The 20,256-nt window shown below is 69.2% G+C and carries 15 protein-coding genes and 1 pseudogene; 12 read left to right on the top strand and 4 right to left on the bottom strand.

Annotated features, from left to right (window positions below; genetic code table 11):
- Positions 1–132 precede the first annotated feature (132 nt).
- The 5 genes from ISN38_RS05295 (at position 133) to ISN38_RS05275 (ending at position 4,856) form a co-directional block, all read left to right on the top strand.
- Positions 133–1,326 (top strand): sensor histidine kinase, encoded by a 1,194-nt coding sequence (locus ISN38_RS05295; protein WP_003465619.1) that lies wholly within the window; start codon positions 133–135, stop codon positions 1,324–1,326.
- Complete coding sequence (locus ISN38_RS05290) at positions 1,326–1,967, top strand: response regulator (protein WP_003465620.1); 642 nt, start codon at positions 1,326–1,328, stop codon at positions 1,965–1,967. The genes ISN38_RS05295 and ISN38_RS05290 overlap by 1 nt, the downstream gene beginning before the upstream one ends.
- A gap of 564 nt (positions 1,968–2,531) precedes the next feature.
- Positions 2,532–3,713, top strand: coding sequence for a polyketide cyclase (locus ISN38_RS05285; protein WP_003465621.1), 1,182 nt, complete (start codon positions 2,532–2,534; stop codon positions 3,711–3,713).
- Positions 3,714–3,808: 95 nt separating this feature from the next.
- Positions 3,809–4,180: a DUF423 domain-containing protein gene (locus tag ISN38_RS05280; RefSeq protein WP_003465622.1), complete on the top strand. Its 372-nt coding sequence runs from the start codon at positions 3,809–3,811 to the stop codon at positions 4,178–4,180.
- A 1-nt stretch (position 4,181) separates the two neighbouring features.
- Positions 4,182–4,856 carry a DNA-3-methyladenine glycosylase family protein gene (locus tag ISN38_RS05275; protein WP_003465623.1) on the top strand — a complete coding sequence of 225 codons (675 nt, stop codon included), beginning with the start codon at positions 4,182–4,184 and terminating at the stop codon, positions 4,854–4,856.
- A gap of 376 nt (positions 4,857–5,232) precedes the next feature.
- Here ISN38_RS05275 and ISN38_RS05270 read toward each other — a convergent pair whose 3' ends face one another.
- On the bottom strand, positions 5,233–7,329 hold the full coding sequence (locus ISN38_RS05270; protein WP_058361676.1) for a glycosyltransferase: 2,097 nt from the start codon (positions 7,327–7,329) through the stop codon (positions 5,233–5,235).
- A 93-nt stretch (positions 7,330–7,422) separates the two neighbouring features.
- Between ISN38_RS05270 and mrcB the strand changes: the two genes are divergently transcribed.
- From mrcB to tsaB, 4 genes are all read left to right on the top strand, one after another.
- Positions 7,423–9,876 carry a penicillin-binding protein 1B gene (mrcB, locus tag ISN38_RS05265; protein ID WP_206712095.1) on the top strand — a complete coding sequence of 818 codons (2,454 nt, stop codon included), beginning with the start codon at positions 7,423–7,425 and terminating at the stop codon, positions 9,874–9,876.
- Between the two features lie 16 nt (positions 9,877–9,892).
- On the top strand, positions 9,893–10,420 hold the full coding sequence (locus tag ISN38_RS05260) for a hypothetical protein (RefSeq protein ID WP_206709905.1): 528 nt from the start codon (positions 9,893–9,895) through the stop codon (positions 10,418–10,420).
- Between the two features lie 159 nt (positions 10,421–10,579).
- Positions 10,580–12,571, top strand: a complete 1,992-nt coding sequence (yoaA, locus tag ISN38_RS05255) for a DNA repair helicase YoaA (RefSeq protein WP_003465630.1) — start codon at positions 10,580–10,582, stop codon at positions 12,569–12,571.
- Between the two features lie 133 nt (positions 12,572–12,704).
- Positions 12,705–13,406 (top strand): tRNA (adenosine(37)-N6)-threonylcarbamoyltransferase complex dimerization subunit type 1 TsaB, encoded by a 702-nt coding sequence (tsaB, locus tag ISN38_RS05250; protein WP_003465632.1) that lies wholly within the window; start codon positions 12,705–12,707, stop codon positions 13,404–13,406.
- A gap of 51 nt (positions 13,407–13,457) precedes the next feature.
- Here the strand turns inward: tsaB and ISN38_RS05245 are convergent.
- The 3 genes and pseudogenes from ISN38_RS05245 to gshB all read right to left on the bottom strand — a co-directional run bounded on the left by ISN38_RS05245 (position 13,458) and on the right by gshB (position 18,660).
- Positions 13,458–16,453: pseudogene (locus ISN38_RS05245) on the bottom strand (TonB-dependent receptor).
- Positions 16,454–16,831: 378 nt separating this feature from the next.
- Entirely contained in the window at positions 16,832–17,713 is an 882-nt protein-coding gene (locus tag ISN38_RS05240) for an energy transducer TonB (protein ID WP_047324630.1), read from the bottom strand.
- Positions 17,710–18,660: a glutathione synthase gene (gene gshB, locus ISN38_RS05235; protein ID WP_003472649.1), complete on the bottom strand. Its 951-nt coding sequence runs from the start codon at positions 18,658–18,660 to the stop codon at positions 17,710–17,712. Before gshB ends, ISN38_RS05240 begins: the two co-directional genes overlap by 4 nt.
- A gap of 243 nt (positions 18,661–18,903) precedes the next feature.
- On the opposite strand from gshB, the gene pilG reads away from it, so the two are divergent.
- From pilG to ISN38_RS05220, 3 genes are read left to right on the top strand one after another with little or no spacing between them, the layout of a single operon-like run.
- On the top strand, positions 18,904–19,305 hold the full coding sequence (gene pilG, locus ISN38_RS05230) for a twitching motility response regulator PilG (RefSeq protein ID WP_003472648.1): 402 nt from the start codon (positions 18,904–18,906) through the stop codon (positions 19,303–19,305).
- A gap of 16 nt (positions 19,306–19,321) precedes the next feature.
- Positions 19,322–19,684, top strand: a complete 363-nt coding sequence (locus ISN38_RS05225) for a response regulator (RefSeq protein WP_003472647.1) — start codon at positions 19,322–19,324, stop codon at positions 19,682–19,684.
- 1 nt (position 19,685) lies between these two features.
- Positions 19,686–20,216 carry a chemotaxis protein CheW gene (locus ISN38_RS05220; RefSeq protein WP_003472644.1) on the top strand — a complete coding sequence of 177 codons (531 nt, stop codon included), beginning with the start codon at positions 19,686–19,688 and terminating at the stop codon, positions 20,214–20,216.
- Positions 20,217–20,256 lie beyond the last annotated feature (40 nt).

The raw sequence follows: 20,256 nt of genomic DNA, 5'->3' as shown, positions 1-20,256 counted from the left end.
CCGTTGCTGATGCGCGCGCGGCCAGATGCGGACCGCCAGCTGGATTATCGCACGCGGGGCGCGGGGCGGCGAGCCGCGCATGCATGACTTCCGTGGGAGTGCATTGCGCGCCGTTCATCCTAAGATGCGTGCATGTTGGGAAACCTCAGCCATACCCGCGTCCTGCGCTTCGCCGGCCTGTTCACCTGGGCCATGATCGCCATGCCGCTGGTCTACACCTACTGGATCCCGGAAGAGGGCGCGAACCGGCGTGGCGGCTGGGAGGCGGCGATGATGTCCGGCTTCTTCATCGCCTTCGGCGGCAGCTACTACTGGCTGACCCGCGGACTGGGCAGCGGCGGCCATGCGCATTGGTACGATCGCCTGATCCTGCTGCTGCTCACCGTCTGCGCGCTGGCGGTCAGTTATCTGACCGGAAGCGGGCTGGGCAGCATCCTGATGATGGTGGCGGCAGGCGTGATCCCGTGGCTGCTGCCGGTGCGGATCGGCGTGCTGTGGCTGGTGCTCAGCCAGTTGGCGGTGCTGCCGGTCTACTATCTGCTGGTCGGCTTTCCGATGTTCGACGCGCTGATGCAGTCGCTGCTGTACGGCGGTTTCTCCATGTTCATCTTCGTCACCAGCCTGGTCGCGCGGCAGCAGGCCCAGGCCCGCGAGGAGCAGCGCCAACTCAATGCCGAGCTGCGCGCCACCCGCGCACTGCTGGCCGAAAGCGCCCGGGTCAACGAGCGCACCCGTATCTCGCGCGAGCTGCACGACCTGCTCGGCCACCACCTGACCGCGCTGAGCCTGAACCTGGAAGTGGCCGGCCACATCACCGAGGGCCGCGCGCAAGAGCATGTGCACCAAGCGCATACCCTGGCCAAGCTGCTGCTGACCGACGTGCGCGAGGCGGTCAGCCATCTGCGCGACAGCGGCGCGATCGACCTGGCCGCGGCGCTGCGGCCGCTGGTGGAGCGGGTGCCGTCGCTGCGGATCCACCTGCAGGTGGACGCGCCGTTGACCGTCGAGGATCCGGAGCGCGCGCATGTCTTGCTGCGCTGCACCCAGGAAATCATCACCAATACGGTGCGCCATGCGCAGGCCGACAACCTGTGGATCCAGGTGCGCCGCGAGGGACCGCTGGTACTGATCCAGGCCCACGACGACGGCCGCGGCTGCGAGACCGTGCTGCCCGGCAACGGCCTGCGCGGCATGCGCGAGCGGCTGAGCCAGTATGGTGGCAGCCTGGAGATCGATGCGCCGCAGGGCACGGGCTTTCGCCTGCGCGTCGCGGTCCCGAGTGCGGCCGCGTTGCTGCCGCCCGCCGTTTCACAAGGAGTGCTGTGATGATCCGTGTCTGCCTGGTCGACGACCAAACCCTGGTGCGGCAAGGGATCCGCTCGCTGCTGGCGTTGGACGGCGGGATCGAGGTGATCGCCGAAGCCAACGATGGCCGCCAGGCGGTGGAGCTGATCCCGCAGGTGAAGCCGGACGTGGTGCTGATGGACATGCGCATGCCGGCGATGTCCGGGCTGGAGGCGCTGCAGATGCTGTCGCGCAACGGCACGCTGCCGCCGACCATCATCCTGACCACCTTCGACGACGACCAGCTGGTGCTGGCCGGGCTCAAGGCCGGGGCCAAGGGCTACCTGCTCAAGGACGTGTCGCTGGAACAGCTGGTCGGGGCGATCCGCGCGGTCGCCGCCGGCGGTTCGCTGGTGCAGCCGGCGGTGACCCAGCGCCTGCTGTCGGGCCTGGAGCACATGCGCAACGACTTCGTCAGCCTGGACCGGCCCGACCCGCTGACCGACCGGGAGACCGAGATCCTGCGGCTGATGGCCAGCGGCTTCTCCAACAAGGAGATCGCCAACTCGCTGGGCGTGGCCGAGGGCACGATCAAGAACCATGTATCCAACATTCTGTCGAAACTCGGCGTTCGCGACCGCACCCGGGCGGTACTGAAGGCGTTCGAGTTGCAGTTGGTCTGATGCGCCAGGATGCCCGTCCCGACGCAGCGCGCCGGGCGTTTGCGGGCGCCAGCCTCTTGTAGAAGCGGCTTCAGTCGCGACGAGCGGAGTGGTGAATTTGCCGAACTGGTATGCAGTCGGGACTGAAGTCCCTCCCACAAGAGGCCGCGCCGCTCCACGGCGCCGGTGAAATCCTTGTAGGAGCGACTTCAGTCGCGACGAGCGCAGCGGCATGCCTGCCGCATCCTCGGCCGTGCTGGGCCGATGCCCCCAGCCCCGGCCTCGGTGCGGACGCACTGGTCTGCCCGCCGGGACCGCCGGCGGTTCCCGCGCGCAGCCGCAAACGCCTGGCCGGGTGTGGCTTGCCTGCGGCCGCACGGCGCCGCTGCCTGCCCGTCCGCTACTGCCTGGGTGATAATGGTCTGGTCGCCCGCGCCGCGGCGCTGTGCACTGCGCGTTCGCAGGGTTTTCGCCACTATGCCGAATTCCGCGTCGCCATCTGCTGACCACGAGCCGCGAAGCCTGCTAGGATGGGCGCTTCGCTTCATTAACCCGGCCGTGGGATCGGCCCCGGAGACCTTCTGAATGACCCGTATTATCGAATTCCTGATCGCGCTGGGGATCGTAGCTGGCCTGTTTGTCATCGTTGGCCTGGTGCTGCCTTCGGAACGTCACATGTCCGAGAGCGTCGAAACCAATCGGCGCATGACCATCGTCTATGACACGGTGAACAGCCTGCGTCGGTTCAAGGACTGGAATCCGCTGGTGCTGCGCGATCCGCGTATCCAGCTGAAGCTCTCCGGCCCCGAAGCCGGCGTCGGCGCCCGCCTCGACTACGCCTCCAACGAGGGCTACATCGGCAAGGGCAGCTGGACCATCACCTCGACCGAGCAGAACAAGCAGGTTGTCGTCGCCATCGAAGACGAGAGCAAGGGCCGTGACAAGATCACGTCGTTCAAGCTCGAGTCGACTGGCAAGAGCGGCCGCAACGTCAAGATCACCCAGGACTACACGGTCAAGTACGGTTGGGACCTGTTCGGTCGCTATGCCGGCCTGTACGTGAGCCGCCATGTCGGCGACGACATCAAGCTGGGCCTGTCGCGACTGAGCAACGTGCTGGCCACCGTGCCGAACGTCGACTACCGCTCCGATGAAACCCCGTTGAAGGACCTGAAGGTCGTCGACGTTCCGGCCGAAGATCTGCTGGTGGTCAACGCCGGCAACATCGACCGCGACAACGAGGCCATCAAGAAGTCCATCAAGGACAATCAGGAGTGGATCAAGCGGGTGATGGACGCCAACGGCCTGGAAGCGGCCGGTCCGGTGCGCATCGTCACCACCGACTTCGGTTCCGACAAGTACGCCTTCGACGTGACTCAGCCGGTGCGCAAGCGTGCCGGTGGCGCGCCGAAGCCGGACGCGGCGGCCAAGCCGGAAGACAAGAAGGGCGACAAGAAGGACGACGCGGCTGCTGCTGCGGCCGCTCCGGTCGATGCCACCCCGGTTGCCGCCAGCGGCGAGCCGCTGAAGCTGACCATCCCGCAGGGCGCGCCGGTCACCTATCTGCGTACCCAGGCGCACCGTTCCGCGTTCGCCAGCTACACCGGACACATGGCGGGCCTGGATGCGGCACGCAATGCAGTCCGCGCCTGGGCCGCCACCAGCGGCTACGACGTGACCGACCGTCCGTACGAAGCCTGGAAGGGCGGGGTGGACAAGTCGTTCACGCCGGATGGCACGTACGACATCTACTGGACGATCAAGTAAGCCTCGCCTGCATGGATGTGTGACACGAAACGCGCCGCTGCTTGCGGCGCGTTTCGTTTATGGGGCCGCAACGCCGGCCGAAACGGAGCATCGTCATGCTGAATCTCGATCGGCGTTCGCGTAAACGCTCCTGGCTGGCCTGCGCCGGCGGCCTGTTGGCGGCCACCGCGATCGGCCTGTCCGCCTATGCCTCGCACGGCGTGAGCGAGCCGCTGGCGCAATCGCATCTGCAGACCGCGGCGCTGTATGCCTTCGGCCATGGGCTGGCGCTGGCGGCATTGGCCCGCAGCAGCGAGCGCCTGCTCGCGCGCGCCGCGCTGGCGCTGCTGCTGCTCGGCACGCTGTTGTTCACCGGCAGCCTGGCCGGCAACGCGCTGGCGCAATGGCCGACGCGGCTGGCCCCGGTCGGCGGCACCACGCTGATGCTGGGCTGGGCGCTGTACGCGCTGGATGCGCTGAGGCGTTGAGATGCCCCGTTACGCGCGCGGATTCGACACCCAGGCCGCCTACGACCACCTGAGCCGGCGCGACCGCAAGCTCGGCGCGTGGATGCGCCGGATCGGCCCGATCGCGCCGCAACCGGGCTGGGCCAGGCCGTTCGATCCGGTCGATGCGCTGGCGCGCGCGATCCTGTTCCAGCAACTCAGCGGCAAGGCCGCGGCGACCATCGTCGGCCGTGTCGAGGCGGCGATCGGCAGCATCCGGCTGCATGCCGACACGCTGGCGCGGATCGACGATCCTGGCCTGCGCGCCTGCGGCGTGTCCGCCAACAAGGCGCTGGCGCTGCGCGATCTGGCGCGGCGCGAGGCGGCCGGCGAGATTCCCTCGTTACGCAAGCTTGCCTTCATGGACGACGAGGCGATCGTGCAGGCGCTGCTGCCGGTCCGCGGCATCGGCCGCTGGACGGTGGAGATGATGCTGCTGTTCCGCCTGGGCCGCCCCGACCTGCTGCCGGTGGACGACCTGGGCGTGCGCAAAGGCGCCCAGCGGGTGGACCAGCTGCAGCAGATGCCCGCGCCGCAGTCGCTGGCCGAGCATGGCGAGCGTTGGGGTCCGTATCGCAGCTATGCCAGCTTCTACTTGTGGAAGATCGCCGATCTCAGCGACGCCGCCAAGCCGCCCACGCCGCGTTCGCAGGCCTAGGAGCGCGCAGCGGCAGCGTGATGCTCCTCTGTAGGAGCGGCTTCAGCCGCGACGAGCGGAGTGGTGAATGTTCCGAACTGGCATGCAGTCGGGACTGAAGTCCCTCCCACAAGATGCCTCGTCGCTCCCCGCCGGCGGTGGCGCCCCTGTGGGAGCGACTTCAGTCGCGACGAGCGCAGCGGCGGGCCTTCCGGCTTCGGAGGTTGTCGCGGCTGAAGCCGCTCCTACAGTGCAACCAGCAGGCGATCCGCAGGCGGTGTAGGAGCGGCTTCAGCCGCGACGCTTTACCGGTAACGCATCGCGTCGATGGCCCGACGCCAGCCAGCGCCACTTCTGTCCGAAGCTGCCGGGCGCCAACGGAGCGCAGCACTTCTTGCTAGTCCAGGAACACCTGCCGCACCGTGGCGCGCGCTGCGTCCAGCGAGAAGTGCGTGGCGATGTTGCGCAGGCCGTTGCCGGCCAGCGTGTTCCACAGCGCCTCGTCGGTGTACAGCTGCGCCAGCGCGGCGACGAACTGCGGCGCGGTCTCGGCGATCAGCACGTCCTCGCCGTGACGCAGGTGCATGCCTTCCACCGCGCACGGCGTGGCCACCACCGGTTGCCCGTGCGCCATGCTCAGGTTGACCTTGCCCTTGACCCCGGCGCCGAAGCGCAGCGGCGCCACTGCGATGCGGATCTCGTCCATGTAGGCGGTGATGTCCGGCACGTAGCCGAGCAATGCCACCCCGGGCGTGGCGGCGCCGAGACGGCGGATGTCGTCGGGCATGTCGGCGCCGATGCAGTGGAAACGCAGCTCCGGCAGCAGCGCGCGCAGCGGCGGGAACACCTCCTGCAGGAACCAGCGCACCGCGTCCACGTTGGGCGCATGGCGGAAGCCGCCGACGAATACCAGGTCGCGGCGCTGCGCCCACGGCAGGCCCGGTCCGGCCACTTCGTGCAGGTTGGAGATCAGCGCGGTGCGCACCTGCGGCGCCTCGCGCTGCAATTGCGCGCGCTCGACCCCGCTGACCAGCACGGTGACATCGACCTGCGCCATCACCTCCAGCTCGCGCGCGCGGGTGCGCTCGGCTTCACGCAGCAGCCGCGCGTCGCCGGCCAGCTCGGCGCCGCGGCGCTCGCGCAGGTAGTGCAGGTCCACGGTATCGAACAGCCGCCGCGCCTGCGGCGCGAACCGGCGCAACAGCGGCAGGCAGGCGTGGGCGACGTGGTGGCGCACCAGCAGCACCGCGTGGAAGCGCGCGCTGTGCTGTTGCAGGAACCCGCTCACGCTCTTCAGGTACGGCGCATACCACACCTCCACACCGAGCCGCTGCAGCGCCTCGCTGTGGCGGCTGGCGTATTCGCGGCCACTGGGTACGAACACCACGTGCGCGCCTTCCTGCAGCAGCAGGCGGATCAGGTTGAGCTGGCGCAGCGAGGCCGAGTCGCGGTCCGGCTGCGGCAGGGTCTCGTCGAGGATCAGCACCTGGCGCTGCTGCCGGTGCAGCTGCGCCGGGGTCGGCGTGGTCCCCGGCGGCAGTTGCTGCGCCAGCACGTCGGCCCATTTGGCCGCGAACACGCCGCGGTTGCGCACCTGATAAGCCTTGATCCCGCTGTCGGTATCGGTGCCGTTGCTGGTGCCTTCGTCGTGCACCACCTGGCTCGCCGGCTGCAGCAGGGTGCGCAGTCCGGCCTGGCGTACAGCGAAGGCCAGGTCGGTGTCTTCGTAGTAGGCCGGCATGTAGCGCGTGTCGAAGCCGCCCAGCGCCAGGAAGCGTTCGCGCTCGATCGCCAGCGCCGCGCCGGCGCCGTAGTCGATGTCGCGCAGGTAGGCGTAGCGCGGATCGTCCGGCGATTCGAAGCGGCCGTAGCTCCAGGCGCTGCCGTCGGCGAAGACCACGCCGCCGGCTTCCTGCAAGCGCCCGTCCGGGTACAGCAGTTGCGCGGTGACCAGCCCGGCCTGCGGCACCTGCATGAAGGTGTCCAGCAGCGCATCCAGCCAGCCCGGTTGCGGCACCGTGTCGTTGTTGAGGAACACCACGTAGCGGCCGCGCGCGTGCGCCGCGCCGTCGTTGCAGCTGGCGATGAAGCCGCCGTTGTGGCTGCGCACGTGGTAGTGCAGGCCCTGGATCTGCGGCAGCCACTGCACGGTCTCGTCGCTGCTGCCGTCGTCAATCACCAGGATCTCGCAGGCCGCCGCCGGCGGGTGCGCGGCCAACGCGCGCAGGCAGGCGAGGGTGTGCGCAACGTGGTTGTAGACCGGGATCACGATGCTCGCCAGCGGCGCGTCGCTGGCCGGCACCGCGAAGGCTGCGAACGGTTGCGGCGCGACCGCGAACAGCGTGCGCCGCGGCGGCGGCAGCGGCAGCGCATGCACCCGCAGCCGCTGCCAGGTGCTGCGCCAGCCGCGCGCACGCAGGCTGGCCAGGCCGCGCCGCAGCAGGCCGGCAAAACGGTTCAGGGCGTAGCGCAGGTTCGCCCAGGACATCGACATCCGTTGCAACTCCAGCTTAAACAAAGGGACCCCCGCGCCGCGCTGCCTGCTGGCCTGCGCTAGACTCGCCGGAATTTACATTCTCGCATCCCCGTGCCACGACGCTACGACGACAAAGACACCGACGATCAGATCACCGACGATCTCGACAGCGGCGCCTCGCCCTGGCGCCGGCGCCTGCTTACCTGGGGCCTGGCGGCCACCGCGCTAGGCCTGGGCTTCCTGATCCCGTACACGGTCTATCTGAACAAACAGGTGACGCAGCGCTTCGGCGAACTGCGCTGGCAGATTCCGACCCGGGTCTACGCCCGCCCGCTGGGGCTGGCACCGGACACGGCGATGGACGTGCAGACGCTGAAGGCCGAACTGGACGCGGCCAGCTACCGCGAGGATGCCGGGGCGCAGCGTCCCGGCACCTATCAGCAGGACGGCAACCGCTTCGTCATCGCCAGCCGTGGCTATAACGACGTGGATGGCCGGGTGGTGCCCAGGCGCGTGGAAGTGAGCCTGTCCGGCGGCCGCGTGGCGGCGCTGCGCGATGCGCAGACGCGCAAGTCGCTCAGCGCCGCGCGCCTGGATCCGGCGCGTATCGCCACCTTGTACGGGCAGAAGCAGGAAGAGCGGCGGCTGGTGCGGGTGGACGAAGTGCCCGAACTGCTGGTGACCGGCCTGCAGGCGGTGGAAGACCGCGACTTCAACTATCACCACGGCGTCGATCTCAGCGGCATGGTGCGCGCGGCGTGGGTGATGGTGCGCTCCGGCGGCAAGAGCCGGCAGGGCGCCAGCACCCTGACCCAGCAGCTGGCGCGCAGCGGCCTGCTCGGCATCGGCAAGGAGCAGACGCTCACCCGCAAGTTCAACGAAATCCTGTACGCGCTGATCATGGAAGCGCGCTACGACAAGCGCACCATCCTCGAGGCCTATCTGAACCAGGTCTACCTGGGTCAGCGCGGCAGCCAGGCGATCCACGGCGTGGCCTCGGGCGCGGAGTTCTGGTTCGGGCGCGAGCTGGATTCGCTGCCGCCGGAACAGGTGGCGTTGCTGATCGGCCTGGTCAAGGGTCCGTCCTACTACGACCCGCGGCGCTTCCCCGAGCGCGCGCTGGACCGGCGCAACTTCGTGCTCGGCAAGCTGCGCGAAAGCGAGCTGATCGACGAACCTACCTACCGCAAGGCGCTGGCCGCGCCGTTGGGGGTGCCTGCCAATCCGGGCCTGGTCGCGGCCAACCGCTTCCCGGCGTATGTGGATCTGGTGCGCCGCCAGCTGGCGCGCGACTACCCGGAAAGCGCGCTGCAGGGCGCCGGATTGAGCGTGATGACCGGCATGTCGCCGTCGGCGCAGGCCTATGCCGAAGGCGCGGTGACCCGCACCCTCACTGCGCTGGAGACCAACAAGAAGCGCCCGCCGCTGCAGGCCGGGCTGGTGCTGACCGATACCCACAACGGCGACGTGCTGGCGGTGGTCGGCAGCCGCGACGTGGCGCAGCCCGGCTTCAACCGCGCGATCGAGGCGCAGCGCCAGGTCGGCTCGTTGCTCAAGCCGTTCGTGTACCTGCTGGCGCTGGCGCAGCCGGACCATTACTCGCTGGCCAGTTGGGTCGACGATTCGCCGGTGACGGTGCAGCTCAGCCGCGGCAAGCGCTGGACCCCGGGCAATTCCGACAACCGCAGCCATGGCATGGTGCGCCTGGTCGATGCGCTGGCGCATTCGTACAACCAGGCCACGGTGCGGATCGGCATGCAGGTCGGGCCGGAGCGGGTGGCGCAGCTGATCAAGGTGCTGGCCGGGCTCGAGGCCGAGAACAATCCGTCGCTGATCCTGGGCGCGACCGACCAGAGCCCGTACGCGATGACCCAGCTGTACCAGTTCCTGGCCTCCGGCGGCGAGATCCAGCCGCTGCACGCGGTGCGCGGCGTGCTCGATCCGCAGGGCAAGCTGCTCAAGCGCTACGACAAGGCCCCGGCGCCGGCGCAGGAAGGCGATTCGGTCGCGGCCAACCTGGTCGGGCTGGCGCTGCAGCAGGTGGTCAGCAACGGCACTGCGCGGCAACTGCTCGGCGACGGCCTGGGCAAGCTGTCCCCGGCCGGCAAGACCGGCACCAGCAACGATGGCGTGGACAGCTGGTACGCCGGCTATACCGGCGATCATCTGGCGGTGATCTGGATCGGCAACGACCAGAACAAGCAGACCGGCCTGTACGGCGCCACCGGCGCGATGCGGGTGTGGTCGGGCATCTTCGCGCGGCTGCCGAGTTCGCCGCTGAAGGTGCAGGGCAAGGGCATCGACTGGCAATGGATGGACCCGGCCGGCAGCAACAGCACCGATCCCAGCTGCCCCGGCGCGCGCCAGTTCCCGTTCGTGGTCGGCTTCGCCCCGGCGTTTGCGCCATGCGCGCCGCCGCAGGCGCTGCCCGAAGAAGGGCAGGCGCCGCCCGCCCCCGCCGACGGCGAGGAACGCCATGGCGGCGGCTGGCGCAGCTGGTTCGGCCTGGACAAGAAGAAAGAAACGCCGCCCGCCGACGCGGCGTCCACTCCTCCGGCGCAATGATCCACGGATGCCTGCCATGACCCGATACACCCCCGCCGTCGCCATCGCCGCGCTCAGCCTGCTGCTGGCCTCCTGCGTCAGCGCCCCGCCGCCCCCGCCGCCGCCGCCGCCGGTGGACACCACCACCCCGGCGCAGCGGCTGGCCGCGATCGACGCCAGCGGCGGCGCCGACGACACCGAACTGAGCGTGCAGCCCTTGCGCGATCCGCAGGTCGAGGACCTGCGCGACAGCGCCAAGCGCAAGCGCACGGCCGGCGACCTGGCCGGCGCGGCGGCGGCGCTGGACCAGGCCCTGCAACTGGTGCCGCAAGACCCGGCGCTGCTGCAGGACCGCGCCGAACTCGCCTTGCTGCTGAAGGACGACGCGGGCGCCGAAGCCTTCGCGAAGCGGGCCATCGACCTGGGCTCGCAGACCGGCCCGCTGTGCCGGCGCCACTGGGCCACCATCGAGCAAGCGCGGCTGGCGCGCGGGCAGAAGGAGAACGCGGCGTCCGCGCAGGCGCATATCGAGGGTTGTACGGTGGCGGGGATCAAGCGCTATTGAGGTGGTGATCGGGACCCGGGACCCGGGACTCGGAAGAGCGCAGGGCTGGTTGATTCATTGCCATGGCAATGGCGCGTTCCGCCGGCTGATCGCTGATACATCATCGGATCCCGGCCAGCCGCTGTTCCGGGTCCCGAGTCCCCAGTCCCGAGTCCCGAAATGTCCCTCGCCCACGCCAGCACCGAAGCGCTCAGCGAAGGCGGTGCGCTCGCCCGCCAGCTCGATGCATTCGTGCCGCGGGCGGCGCAGCTGCGGCTGACCGCGGCCATCGCCGAAGCGTTCGAGCAGCGCGACGTGCTGCTCGCCGAGGCCGGCACCGGCACCGGCAAGACCTATGCGTATCTGGTGCCGGCCTTGCTGTCCGGATTGAAGACCATCGTCTCCACCGGCACCCGCGCGCTGCAGGACCAGCTCTACCACCGCGACTTGCCGCGGGTGCGCGCGGCGCTGGGCGTGGGCCTCAACAGCGCACTGCTGAAGGGGCGGGCCAACTATCTGTGCAAGTACCGGCTGGAGCAGGCCAAGGGCGAGCCGCGCTTCACCGCGCGCGAGCAGATCGCGCAGTTCCAGCGCATCGTCGCCTGGGGCGGGCGCACCCGCTTCGGCGACATCGCCGAGCTGGACGCGCTGCCCGACGATTCGCCGCTGCTGCCGATGGTCACCTCGACCATGGACAACTGCCTGGGTACCGAATGCCCGTTCTGGGGCGAGTGCTTCGTGGTGCAGGCGCGGCAACGCGCGCAGGCCGCCGACGTGGTGGTGGTCAACCATCACCTGCTGTTGGCCGACCTGGCGCTGAAGCAGGAAGGCTTCGGCGAGATCCTGCCCGGCGCGCAGGTCTTCGTCATCGACGAGGCGCACCAACTGCCGGAACTGGCGGCGAACTTCTTCGGCGAAAGTTTCGGCATGCGCCCGCTGCAGGAGCTGGCGCGCGACTGCCTGGCCGAGAGCCGCCACGTCGCCGGCGCGCTGGCCAGCCTGCAGGCGCCGGTGCAGGCGTTGGAGCAGGCTTTGCGCGAACTGCGCGCGGCGATGGAAGGCTTGCCCACCCGCGGCACGCAATGGCGGCTGCTGGCCAAGCCGCAGGTGCGCGACGGCTTCGATGCGCTGCAGGTGGAACTGGCGCGCCTGCAAGACAGTCTGGCGGCGCTGCGCGAGGCCTCGCCCGGTTTCGACGCGTGCGCGGCGCGCGCGCAGGAGATGCGCGCACGCCTGGGCCACTGGCTCGGCGACGACGCGCCGATCGCCGATTTCGACGCCGAGCCGGCGCCGCCCTCCAACGATGTGCTGTGGTACGAACTGAGCGCGCGCGGTTTCCGCTGCCAGCGCACCCCGCTGGACGTGTCCGGCCCGCTGCGCCTGCACCGCGAAACGTCGCACGCGGCCTGGGTGTTCACCTCGGCGACGCTGGCGGTGAAGGGCGACTTCGAGCACATCGCCACGCGCCTGGGCCTGAGCGATCCGATGACCCTGCTGCAGCCCAGTCCGTTCGACTGGGCGCGGCAGGCGCTGTGTTATCTGCCGACCCTGCCGGACCCGAACGCCCGCGGCTTCGGCACCGCCTTGATCGCCGCGCTGCATCCGGTGCTGCAGGCCTCGCAGGGTCGCGCGTTCCTGCTGTTCGCCTCGCACCGCGCGCTGCGCGAAGCCGCCGAGGCGCTGCGCGACGGGCCGTGGCCGCTGTTCGTGCAGGGCGAGGCGCCGCGCGCGCGCTTGCTGCAGCGCTTCCGCGAGTCCGGCAACGGCGTGCTGCTCGGCTCGGCCAGCTTCCGCGAAGGCGTGGACGTGGTCGGCGATGCGCTGAGCGTGGTGGTGATCGACAAGCTGCCGTTCGCCGCGCCGGACGATCCGGTGTTCGAGGCGCGGCTGGACGCGATCCGCCGTGACGGCGGCAACCCGTTCCGCGACGAACAGCTGCCGCAGGCGGTGATCGCACTGAAGCAGGGCGTGGGCCGGCTGATCCGCAGCGAGACCGACCGCGGCGTGCTGGTGCTGTGCGATCCGCGGCTACTGTCCAAATCCTACGGCCGCACCTTCCTGGAGTCGCTGCCGCCGTTCGCGCGGACGCGCGATGTGGAGGATGTGCGGGCGTTTTTTGCGTCGGGACTCGGGACTGGGGACTCGGGACTCGAAGAAGCCGGAGCGCACTGATGTTCGCTCGCCGCCACGGCCTTCGGTCCGGGAGCCTCCGGATGTACGCTCGTCCGGGTGCTGATGAGGCGAAGGATGCTAGGCTTTTCGCCTTTCCGGGTCCCGAGTCCCGAGTCCCGAGTCCCGATTTTCCATGAACATTCTCGCCTTCGAAACCTCCACAGAAGCTCTCTCCGTCGCCGTACATGTCGATGGCGAGGTACGCGAGCGGTTCGAGCTCGCGCCGCGCCGCCATGCCGAGCTGGCGCTGCCGTGGGCCGAGCAGTTGCTGGCCGAGGCCGGCATCGCCCGCCGCCAGCTCGATGCGATCGCCTTCGGCCGCGGCCCCGGCGCGTTCACCGGCGTGCGCCTGGCGATCGCGCTGGCGCAGGGCATCGCGCTGGCGCTGGACCTGCCGGTGTTGCCGGTGTCCACGCTGCAGGCGCTGGCCTTGCGCGCGCCGGCCGACGCGCCGCAGGTGCTGGCCGCGATCGATGCACGCATGGGCGAAATCTATGCGGCGGCCTTCGTGCGCGATGCCGATGGCCTGCATGCGCTGACCCCCGAGCAGGTGCTGATCCCGGACGCGTTCGTGCTGCCGCAGACGGATGCGCCCTGGTACGGCGTCGGCACCGGCTTCGCCGCCATCGAGGCGACGCTGCAGCGGCGCCTGCACGCGCAGTTGCACAGCGTCGATGCGCAGGCCCTGCCGCATGCCGCCGACGTGCTGACCCTGGCGCTGGCCGCCTATGCGCGCGGCGAAGCGATCGCGCCGGAACGCGCCGAGCCGGCCTACCTGCGCGACAACGTCGCGCTGACCCTGGCCGAACAGCAGGCGCAGCGCGCCGCACGATAATCCGGGCAGGCCGGGCTTCTCCGGCCGGCGCCGCACACACCGCGACTGCGCTCAGTAGTCGTAGCTGACGCTCAAGCGCAGCGAGCGCGGCGCCTGGCGCAACAACGCCGCGCCATAGACGGGATCGCTCACGCCCGGGTCGGTTTCCGCATACGGATACTTCCACAGCGTGGTCTGGCCGTTGAAGACGTTGAATACGTCCAGGTTGAAGGCCAGCCTGTGCTCGGCGTAGGCCGGCCGCCACGACACCCCGAGATCGAGCTGCTTCAGCCACGGCAGGCGGCCCTGGCTCCCCGGAGGCGCCGCTTGGCCATGGTCGTAGTGGTAGGCGATGCCGTAGCCGGACGGGTCGCTGTGGTCGGCGCCGTAGGCCCCCAGCGCGCTGAACGGGGTGCCGGACACCAGCTTGAGATTGGCCGACACCAGCCAGTCGGGGGTGAGCTGGTAATAGCCATAGAACTTGAACTGGTGGGTGTGGTCGTTGCTCTGCGGGCCGTTGGTGTGTTCCATCAGCTGCGCGTAGTCCCAGGCCTGGGTGGTGGACACCGCGGTCTGGCCGATGCCCGACAGCAGCTGGCCTTCGGTGGTGCCGTAGCTGCGCGACCACATGTAGTCGAGGCGCCCGTACCAGCGCTGGTCGAACGGGTGCTCCAGCGACAGGTTGAGGCCGTAGTAATTGCGCTTGAACTCGGGAAAGCCGAACTGGGCGTTGCTCAGCGGCACGCTGGCGTAGTTGCCCGAGGTGTCCACCAGGGTGAAGGTGTTGGTCTTGCCCGGGTTGATCAGCCAGCAGCTGACCGGATTGCTGTCCAGGGTCACCGTCTGCCCGTGCGCCGCCGCCGCGGCGAACACCGTGCCGCTGTCGCAGTAGTCGTCCACGCCGCTGCGCAGCAGGCGGTAGGTGCCCTTGACGCCGTAAACCCAGCTGTCGCCCCAGGCCTTGCTGAAGCCGAGGATGAACTCGTCCTGGAACGAGGGCTTGATGCCTTGCGCGGCCACGGTCCTGGCATCGGGCAGGATGCCTTAGTAGTTGTTGGCCGAGACCGCACCGGAGATCTGGGTCAGGCCGGTCGGGTAGCCGTTGCCGTCGATGCCGCCATAGGTGTAGTAGGTCGAGGTCGCCAGCGTCGCGCCGGCGGCATTGAACGCAGGGTTGAGCGGCAGCGCCAGGTAGTAGCGGCCGGCGTTGCCGTAGACCTTGAAGCGCGCATCGCCGTCGACGTCCCAGCTGAAATCCAGGCGCGGCGCCCACTGCCCGCTGCTCTGCTTGATGTAGGCGTCGCCGTCGCGGTTGTAGTTGGTGAACTGGTCCGGGCGCAGGCCGAGGCTGAGCAGGAAGCGGTCGCTGACCTGCCAGTTGTCCTCGACGTACTGCGCACGCTGCACCGCGCGCACCGAGGCCAGGGCGCTGTAGACGTACCGGCGCACGTAATAGCCGTCCTCGCCGTTGGCATAGCCGCCGGTGGCCGGCACGCCGAGGCCGGTGTTGATCGGTATGCCTGGGTTGGACTGGTCGTAGATCCATTGGTAGCCATCACCCGAGGCCACCGAGCCGTGGTTGAGCGCGCGCGTTCTGGTTGTCGATGCCGACGGTGATGCTGTGCTCGCCGATGACGTAGTTCAGGTCCAGCCGCAGGTTGTCGGTGTGGTTGCCGCGGTCGGGATCGACCAGCAGCGAGGTGGTCTGCGCGTTGGTGATCGGGGTGCCGCCGGTGTAGGCCGGGTTCTGGAACGAGGTGCCGCCGAGGTAGGTCAGCGCACCGTTGTAGTTGGGGTTGCCGGTGTAGTCGTCGCTGCGCTGCTTGCCGTACTGGGCGCTGAAGGTCAGGCGGTCGGTGAGGTAGCCGGTGTACTTGGCGGTCCACAGGTCGCCGCCGGTCTTGCTGGTGTCGGCGCTGCCGCGCAGGTCGCCGATGTCGTGGCCGCTGTAGTTGTAGTACTTGCCGCGGGTGATGTAGCGGCTGGAGGCGCCGGTGATCTCCAGCAGCTGGTTGTCGCTGATGTTCCAGTCGAACTTGGCATACCAGCTTGGCCGGCGATAGCGATAGTCGGAATAATACTCACCTGGGGTGGTTTCGCGCGCACCGTAGAACCTGCCGCCATCCTGGCGCTGCAGTTCGTAGGAACCGAAGAAGAACAGCTTGTCCTGGATCAGCGGGCCGCCCGCGTACAGGCTCTGGGTGCTGAGCGTGGAACCGCTCTTGCTGTCCGGCCGGTACAGGCTGCCGTCGCCAGGCGCGTAGACGTCCTTCTGCGAGGAGCGCAGGCCATCGGGTTCCCAGGTCGCCTGGCCGCCGAAATGCCATGCGTTGCTGCCGCGCTTGCCGACCGCGTTGATCACGCCGCCGTCGGAACGCCCGTACTTGGCGCTGTAGCCGCCGGTGTAGACCTGCAACTGGTCGATGCTGCCGGTAGGGCAGGGTCAGCCCGCCCAGCCCGCGCAGCGGGTCGGTGGTGTTGAAGCCGTTGATGTAGTACGCGTTCTCCGCCGCCGATGCGCCGCCGAAGCTGAGCAACTGCGCGCCGGTCGGGCCGATGTAGCTGCCGCTGCCGCTGTTGCCGGCGACGCCAGGCGCCAATTGCGCGATGGCCTCGGCCGAGCGTCCCAGCGGCAGGCGTTGCAACTGTTCGGCATCGATCACTGTGCGCGAGTCGACGCTGCCCACGTCGATCGCGGCGGCGGCGCGGTCGGCGCTGACCTGGACGCCGGCCAGGCTGGCGACAGGGACGAAGGAGACGTCGGTGACCGCGCCGACGGTCAGGCCCACGCCCTCGCGGCTGCCGAGCACGGCGTCGTCGGCGCCCTTGGCGACGATGGTGTAGGTCCCCAGCGGCAGCTGGCCGATGCTGTAGCGGCCGCGCGCATCGACCGCGACTTCGCGGCTGAGGCCGCTGGCGCTGCGCACCTGCACGCGTTGCGCATTGGCCGGCGCCTTGCCGGCGACGGCGCCGGTGGTGGACTGGGCCAGAGCGGGCGGCGCAGCGAGGGCGGCGCTCAGCGCCAGCGCGAGCAGGGCGGGCCTGCGAAGGAGGGGAGGCTTTTTCATGAAGGAGGCGGCTCGGATGGTGGGGGCGGGGATGCGCCGCGCCGGCCTCCGAGTCAGGCGTCCTCGGCGATGCGCTGTGCGCGGTGACGTTCTCCGCCCCCATTACCCTTAATGTGACGCCTATTCAGAAATGCCGCGTGGTTATGTCGCCGGCACCAATGGTTATCTGGGTGGTTGCCGTGTGGGTGCATGCGGCGTCACGCGATGTCCTGCTCCCGTCGGGACCATGGCCCCTTTTCGGGAGAAGGTGCCCCGCAGGGGCGGATGAGGGGACGGGCGACGCCTGGAAACGTTCGGTGCCGCCAGGCGATCCGTGGCGGCCGTACCCTCACCTCCAACCCATCTCCCGGCGGGAGAAGGGCTTGTGCGGCGCGGTGCTCAGCGGTCGTCGCGCAGCGTGCCGCCGGGCAGGAAGACCCAGGTGCGGGTGACCTGCAGGATGTCGATGTTGTCTTCGGTCCGCGGCAGCGGCGGGAACGGTTGCGCCAGTTGCACCACCCGCATCGCCGCGGCGTCGAGCATCGGCACGCCGCTGGAGCGCAGGATGCGGCTGCTCTCGACGCTGCCGTCGCGGCGCACGCCGACGCTGATCACCACCTGGCCGCCCAGCCGCTGCCGGCGCGCTTCGTCGGGGTAGTTGAGGTTGCCGACGCGCTCGGCGCGGTCGACCCAGGCACGCAAATAATTGGCGTAAGCGTACTCGCGGGTGCTGGCGGAAACGAACTTGCGGTTCGGACGCTTGGCGTACTGCTCCGACCGCAGGTGCACTTCGGCGGCCAGGCGCGCCATCTCCGCATCGCGCTGGGCGCGCTGCGCATCCACCGGCTGGGTCGGTTGCTCGGTGCGCGGCTGGGTCTGCGGCGCCGGCTGCGGCTGCTCGCCGCGCGCGCTGCTGACCACGCGCGGGGTCGGCTCCGGCGCCGCCGCAGCGGTCTGCGCGCGCAGCGCCTGCGGCGCCAGGCCGTCGTGCTGCTGCGGCACGATGCCGGGCTGGCTGTCGCGCGGGCGCTGCGGCGTGTCGTGGTCGCCGCCGCCCTGTTGGTTGGCCTGGGCCAGGAAGTCGGCCTGCTTCGGCGTCAGCGGGGTGCTGGTCTGGCTGAAGATCACGTCCAGGGTAGGCACCAGCGGTGCGTCGTCGTCGATCGCGAAGCCCACTCCCAGGATCAGCAGGCCGTGCACGATCAGCGACAGCACCAACGTGGCGCTGAGCCGTTCGCGCTCGCCGATGCGCGGCGCGGGCGTCGCGGCGGCCGCGTTCATCGCGCCGGGTAAGCCTCGATGGCGTCGAACAGCAGCCCGGCGATGTTCAGCCCGAACTGCGCGTCCAGTTCGCGCACGCAGGTCGGGCTGGTGACGTTGACCTCGGTCAGGAAATCGCCGATCACGTCCAGGCCGACGAAGCGCATGCCGCGCCGTTGCATCTCCGGACCGACCTGGGCGGCGATCCAGCGGTCGCGCTCGCTCAGCGGGCGGCCTTCGCCGCGACCGCCGGCGGCCAGGTTGCCGCGGAATTCGTCGCCCTGCGGGATCCGCGCCAGGCAGTAGTCCACCGGCACGCCATCGACCAGCAGGATGCGCTTGTCGCCGGCGCGGATGTCGGGAATGAACCGCTGCGCCAGGGCCAGCGTGCGGCCGCCGTCGGTCAGCGTCTCCAGGATCACGTTGAGGTTGGGGTCGCCGGTGCCGCTGCGGAAGATCGAACGCCCGCCCATGCCGTCCAGCGGCTTGAGCACCGCCTGGCCGTGTTCGAGCACGAACGCCTTCAGCGCGGCCGCGTCGCGGCTGACCAGGGTCGGCGGGCAGCAGTGCGGAAACAACTGCGCGGCCAGCTTTTCGTTGAAATCGCGCAGGCCCTGCGGGTCGTTGACCACCTGCGCGCCGGCGCGCTGGGCCACGCTCAGCACGTGGGTGTCGTACAGGAATTCCGCATCGAACGGCGGGTCCTTGCGCATCAGCACCACCTGCCCGCTGCCGAACGCCAGCTCGGCGAACGCGCCCAGCTCGAACCAGCCGGTCTTGTGGTCGCGCACCTGCAGCGGCGCCGCCTGGGCCAGCGCGCGGCCTTCGCGCAGCGACAGCCCGCCGGGGCGCACGTAATGCAATCGATGCCCGCGGCGCTGCGCTTCCAGCAACATCGCGAAGGTAGTGTCTTTGGCAATCTTGATGCTGGCGATGGGATCCATCACCACGATGACATCGAACGACATGGCGTTACCCGAGGGACTGAACGGAGGATGGTAGCGGGTCGGCGGCAGGGGTGCGCAAGGGCCGTGGCGCACGGCCCACCGCCCCCCTGCGATGGCAACCAAACTGTGACATAGTTAGCGCTGAAAAGTGATCCACTGCAGAGCCGTGGCGGCGGCCTTGACAGTCCGAGCGGGTCTTGGGATACATGTCGTTTCGCAGCGGCGTCGGAACCGATGAAGCGTCGCGCGCCTGGGGGCAAGTGAATGAGTGAAAACACGACTGCGGGTGGGGAACTCGCAGGACTGAGAGTCATGGTGATCGATGACTCGAAGACCATCCGCCGCACCGCCGAAACGCTGTTGAAGCGCGAAGGCTGCGAGGTGGTCACCGCCACCGACGGCTTCGAGGCCCTGGCCAAGATCGCCGATCAGCAACCGCAGATCATCTTCGTGGACATCATGATGCCGCGGCTGGACGGCTATCAGACCTGCGCGCTGATCAAGGGCAACCAGCTGTTCAAGGCGACGCCGGTAATCATGCTGTCCTCCAAGGACGGCCTGTTCGACAAGGCGCGCGGGCGCATCGTCGGTTCCGAGCAGTACCTCACCAAGCCCTTCACACGTGAAGAGCTGCTGGGCGCGATCCGCACATACGTCAACGCCTGACCGGGGTAAAGGCACCATGGCTCGAATTTTGTTGATCGAGGACTCACTGACCGACCGGGCGGTGTTCACGCAGTGGCTGGAAAAAGCCGGGCACGAGGTGCTCGCCACCGACAACGCCGAAGACGGGCTGAAGCTCGTGCGCGAGCAGGCGCCCAGCCTGGTGTTGATGGACGTGGTGCTGCCGGGGATGAGCGGTTTCCAGGCCACTCGCGCGCTGTCGCGCGACGAGGCCACCCGGCATATCCCGGTGCTTATCATCAGCACCAAGAGCATGGAGACCGACAAGGTCTGGGGCATGCGCCAGGGCGCCACCGACTACATCGTCAAGCCGCCGCGCGAAGACGAGCTGATCGCCCGCATCAACCAGCTGGTCGGCTGACGTGCGTTCGCCCTTCGACATCCTCGAGGCCTATGAGCGGCGCAGCCTGGCGCACGCGGTGCGGATGCCCGAGCGCGAATTCGACGAGAACATCTGGCGCGGGGTCGGCTTCCGCGTCGGCGACCGGCACCTGGTGTCCGATTTCCGCGAAGTGGTGGAAATCGTGCGCATGCCGCCGATCACCCCGGTGCCGGGCGCGCAGCCGTGGCTGCTGGGCGTGGGCAACCTGCGCGGCAACCTGTTCCCGGTGGTCGATTTGAAGCAGTTCATGGAAGGCCAGCGCACCTCGCTGCTGGAAGGCCAGCGCGTGTTGATCATGCGCCAGAGCGGCGGCGACGTGGCGCTGACCATCGACGAACTGTTCGGCCAGCGCAGCTTCGCCGAATCGCAGGCGGTGCAACCCGGCGAATTGGCGCAGGGCCGCTATGCACATTTCGTAGACCGCGCGTTCCGCGGCGACACCCACGACTGGGGCGTGTTCTCGCTGTCGTTGCTGTCGCGCACACCCGAATTCCGTCAAGCCGCCGCTTGAGCGCGCGGCCTGCCTTCGCATCGAAGATCGAGGTCGAATC

Source organism: Xanthomonas translucens pv. undulosa (assembly GCF_017301775.1).
Classification (GTDB): Bacteria; Pseudomonadota; Gammaproteobacteria; order Xanthomonadales; family Xanthomonadaceae; genus Xanthomonas_A; species Xanthomonas_A translucens.
The sequence above is the reverse complement of the archived record's forward strand: the minus strand, read 5'-3'. Positions and strand labels throughout refer to the sequence as shown.

Coding starts and splice junctions, on each gene's coding strand:
- ISN38_RS05270 (WP_058361676.1), bottom strand. CDS start 7,329: ATGTCGATGTCCTGGGCGAACCTGCGCTACGCCCTGAACCGTTTTGCC.
- ISN38_RS05280 (WP_003465622.1), top strand. CDS start 3,809: ATGCTGAATCTCGATCGGCGTTCGCGTAAACGCTCCTGGCTGGCCTGC.
- tsaB (WP_003465632.1), top strand. CDS start 12,705: ATGAACATTCTCGCCTTCGAAACCTCCACAGAAGCTCTCTCCGTCGCC.
- ISN38_RS05285 (WP_003465621.1), top strand. CDS start 2,532: ATGACCCGTATTATCGAATTCCTGATCGCGCTGGGGATCGTAGCTGGC.
- pilG (WP_003472648.1), top strand. CDS start 18,904: ATGAGTGAAAACACGACTGCGGGTGGGGAACTCGCAGGACTGAGAGTC.
- ISN38_RS05290 (WP_003465620.1), top strand. CDS start 1,326: ATGATCCGTGTCTGCCTGGTCGACGACCAAACCCTGGTGCGGCAAGGG.
- yoaA (WP_003465630.1), top strand. CDS start 10,580: ATGTCCCTCGCCCACGCCAGCACCGAAGCGCTCAGCGAAGGCGGTGCG.
- ISN38_RS05240 (WP_047324630.1), bottom strand. CDS start 17,713: ATGAACGCGGCCGCCGCGACGCCCGCGCCGCGCATCGGCGAGCGCGAA.
- ISN38_RS05295 (WP_003465619.1), top strand. CDS start 133: ATGTTGGGAAACCTCAGCCATACCCGCGTCCTGCGCTTCGCCGGCCTG.
- ISN38_RS05225 (WP_003472647.1), top strand. CDS start 19,322: ATGGCTCGAATTTTGTTGATCGAGGACTCACTGACCGACCGGGCGGTG.
- ISN38_RS05260 (WP_206709905.1), top strand. CDS start 9,893: ATGACCCGATACACCCCCGCCGTCGCCATCGCCGCGCTCAGCCTGCTG.
- ISN38_RS05275 (WP_003465623.1), top strand. CDS start 4,182: ATGCCCCGTTACGCGCGCGGATTCGACACCCAGGCCGCCTACGACCAC.
- gshB (WP_003472649.1), bottom strand. CDS start 18,660: ATGTCGTTCGATGTCATCGTGGTGATGGATCCCATCGCCAGCATCAAG.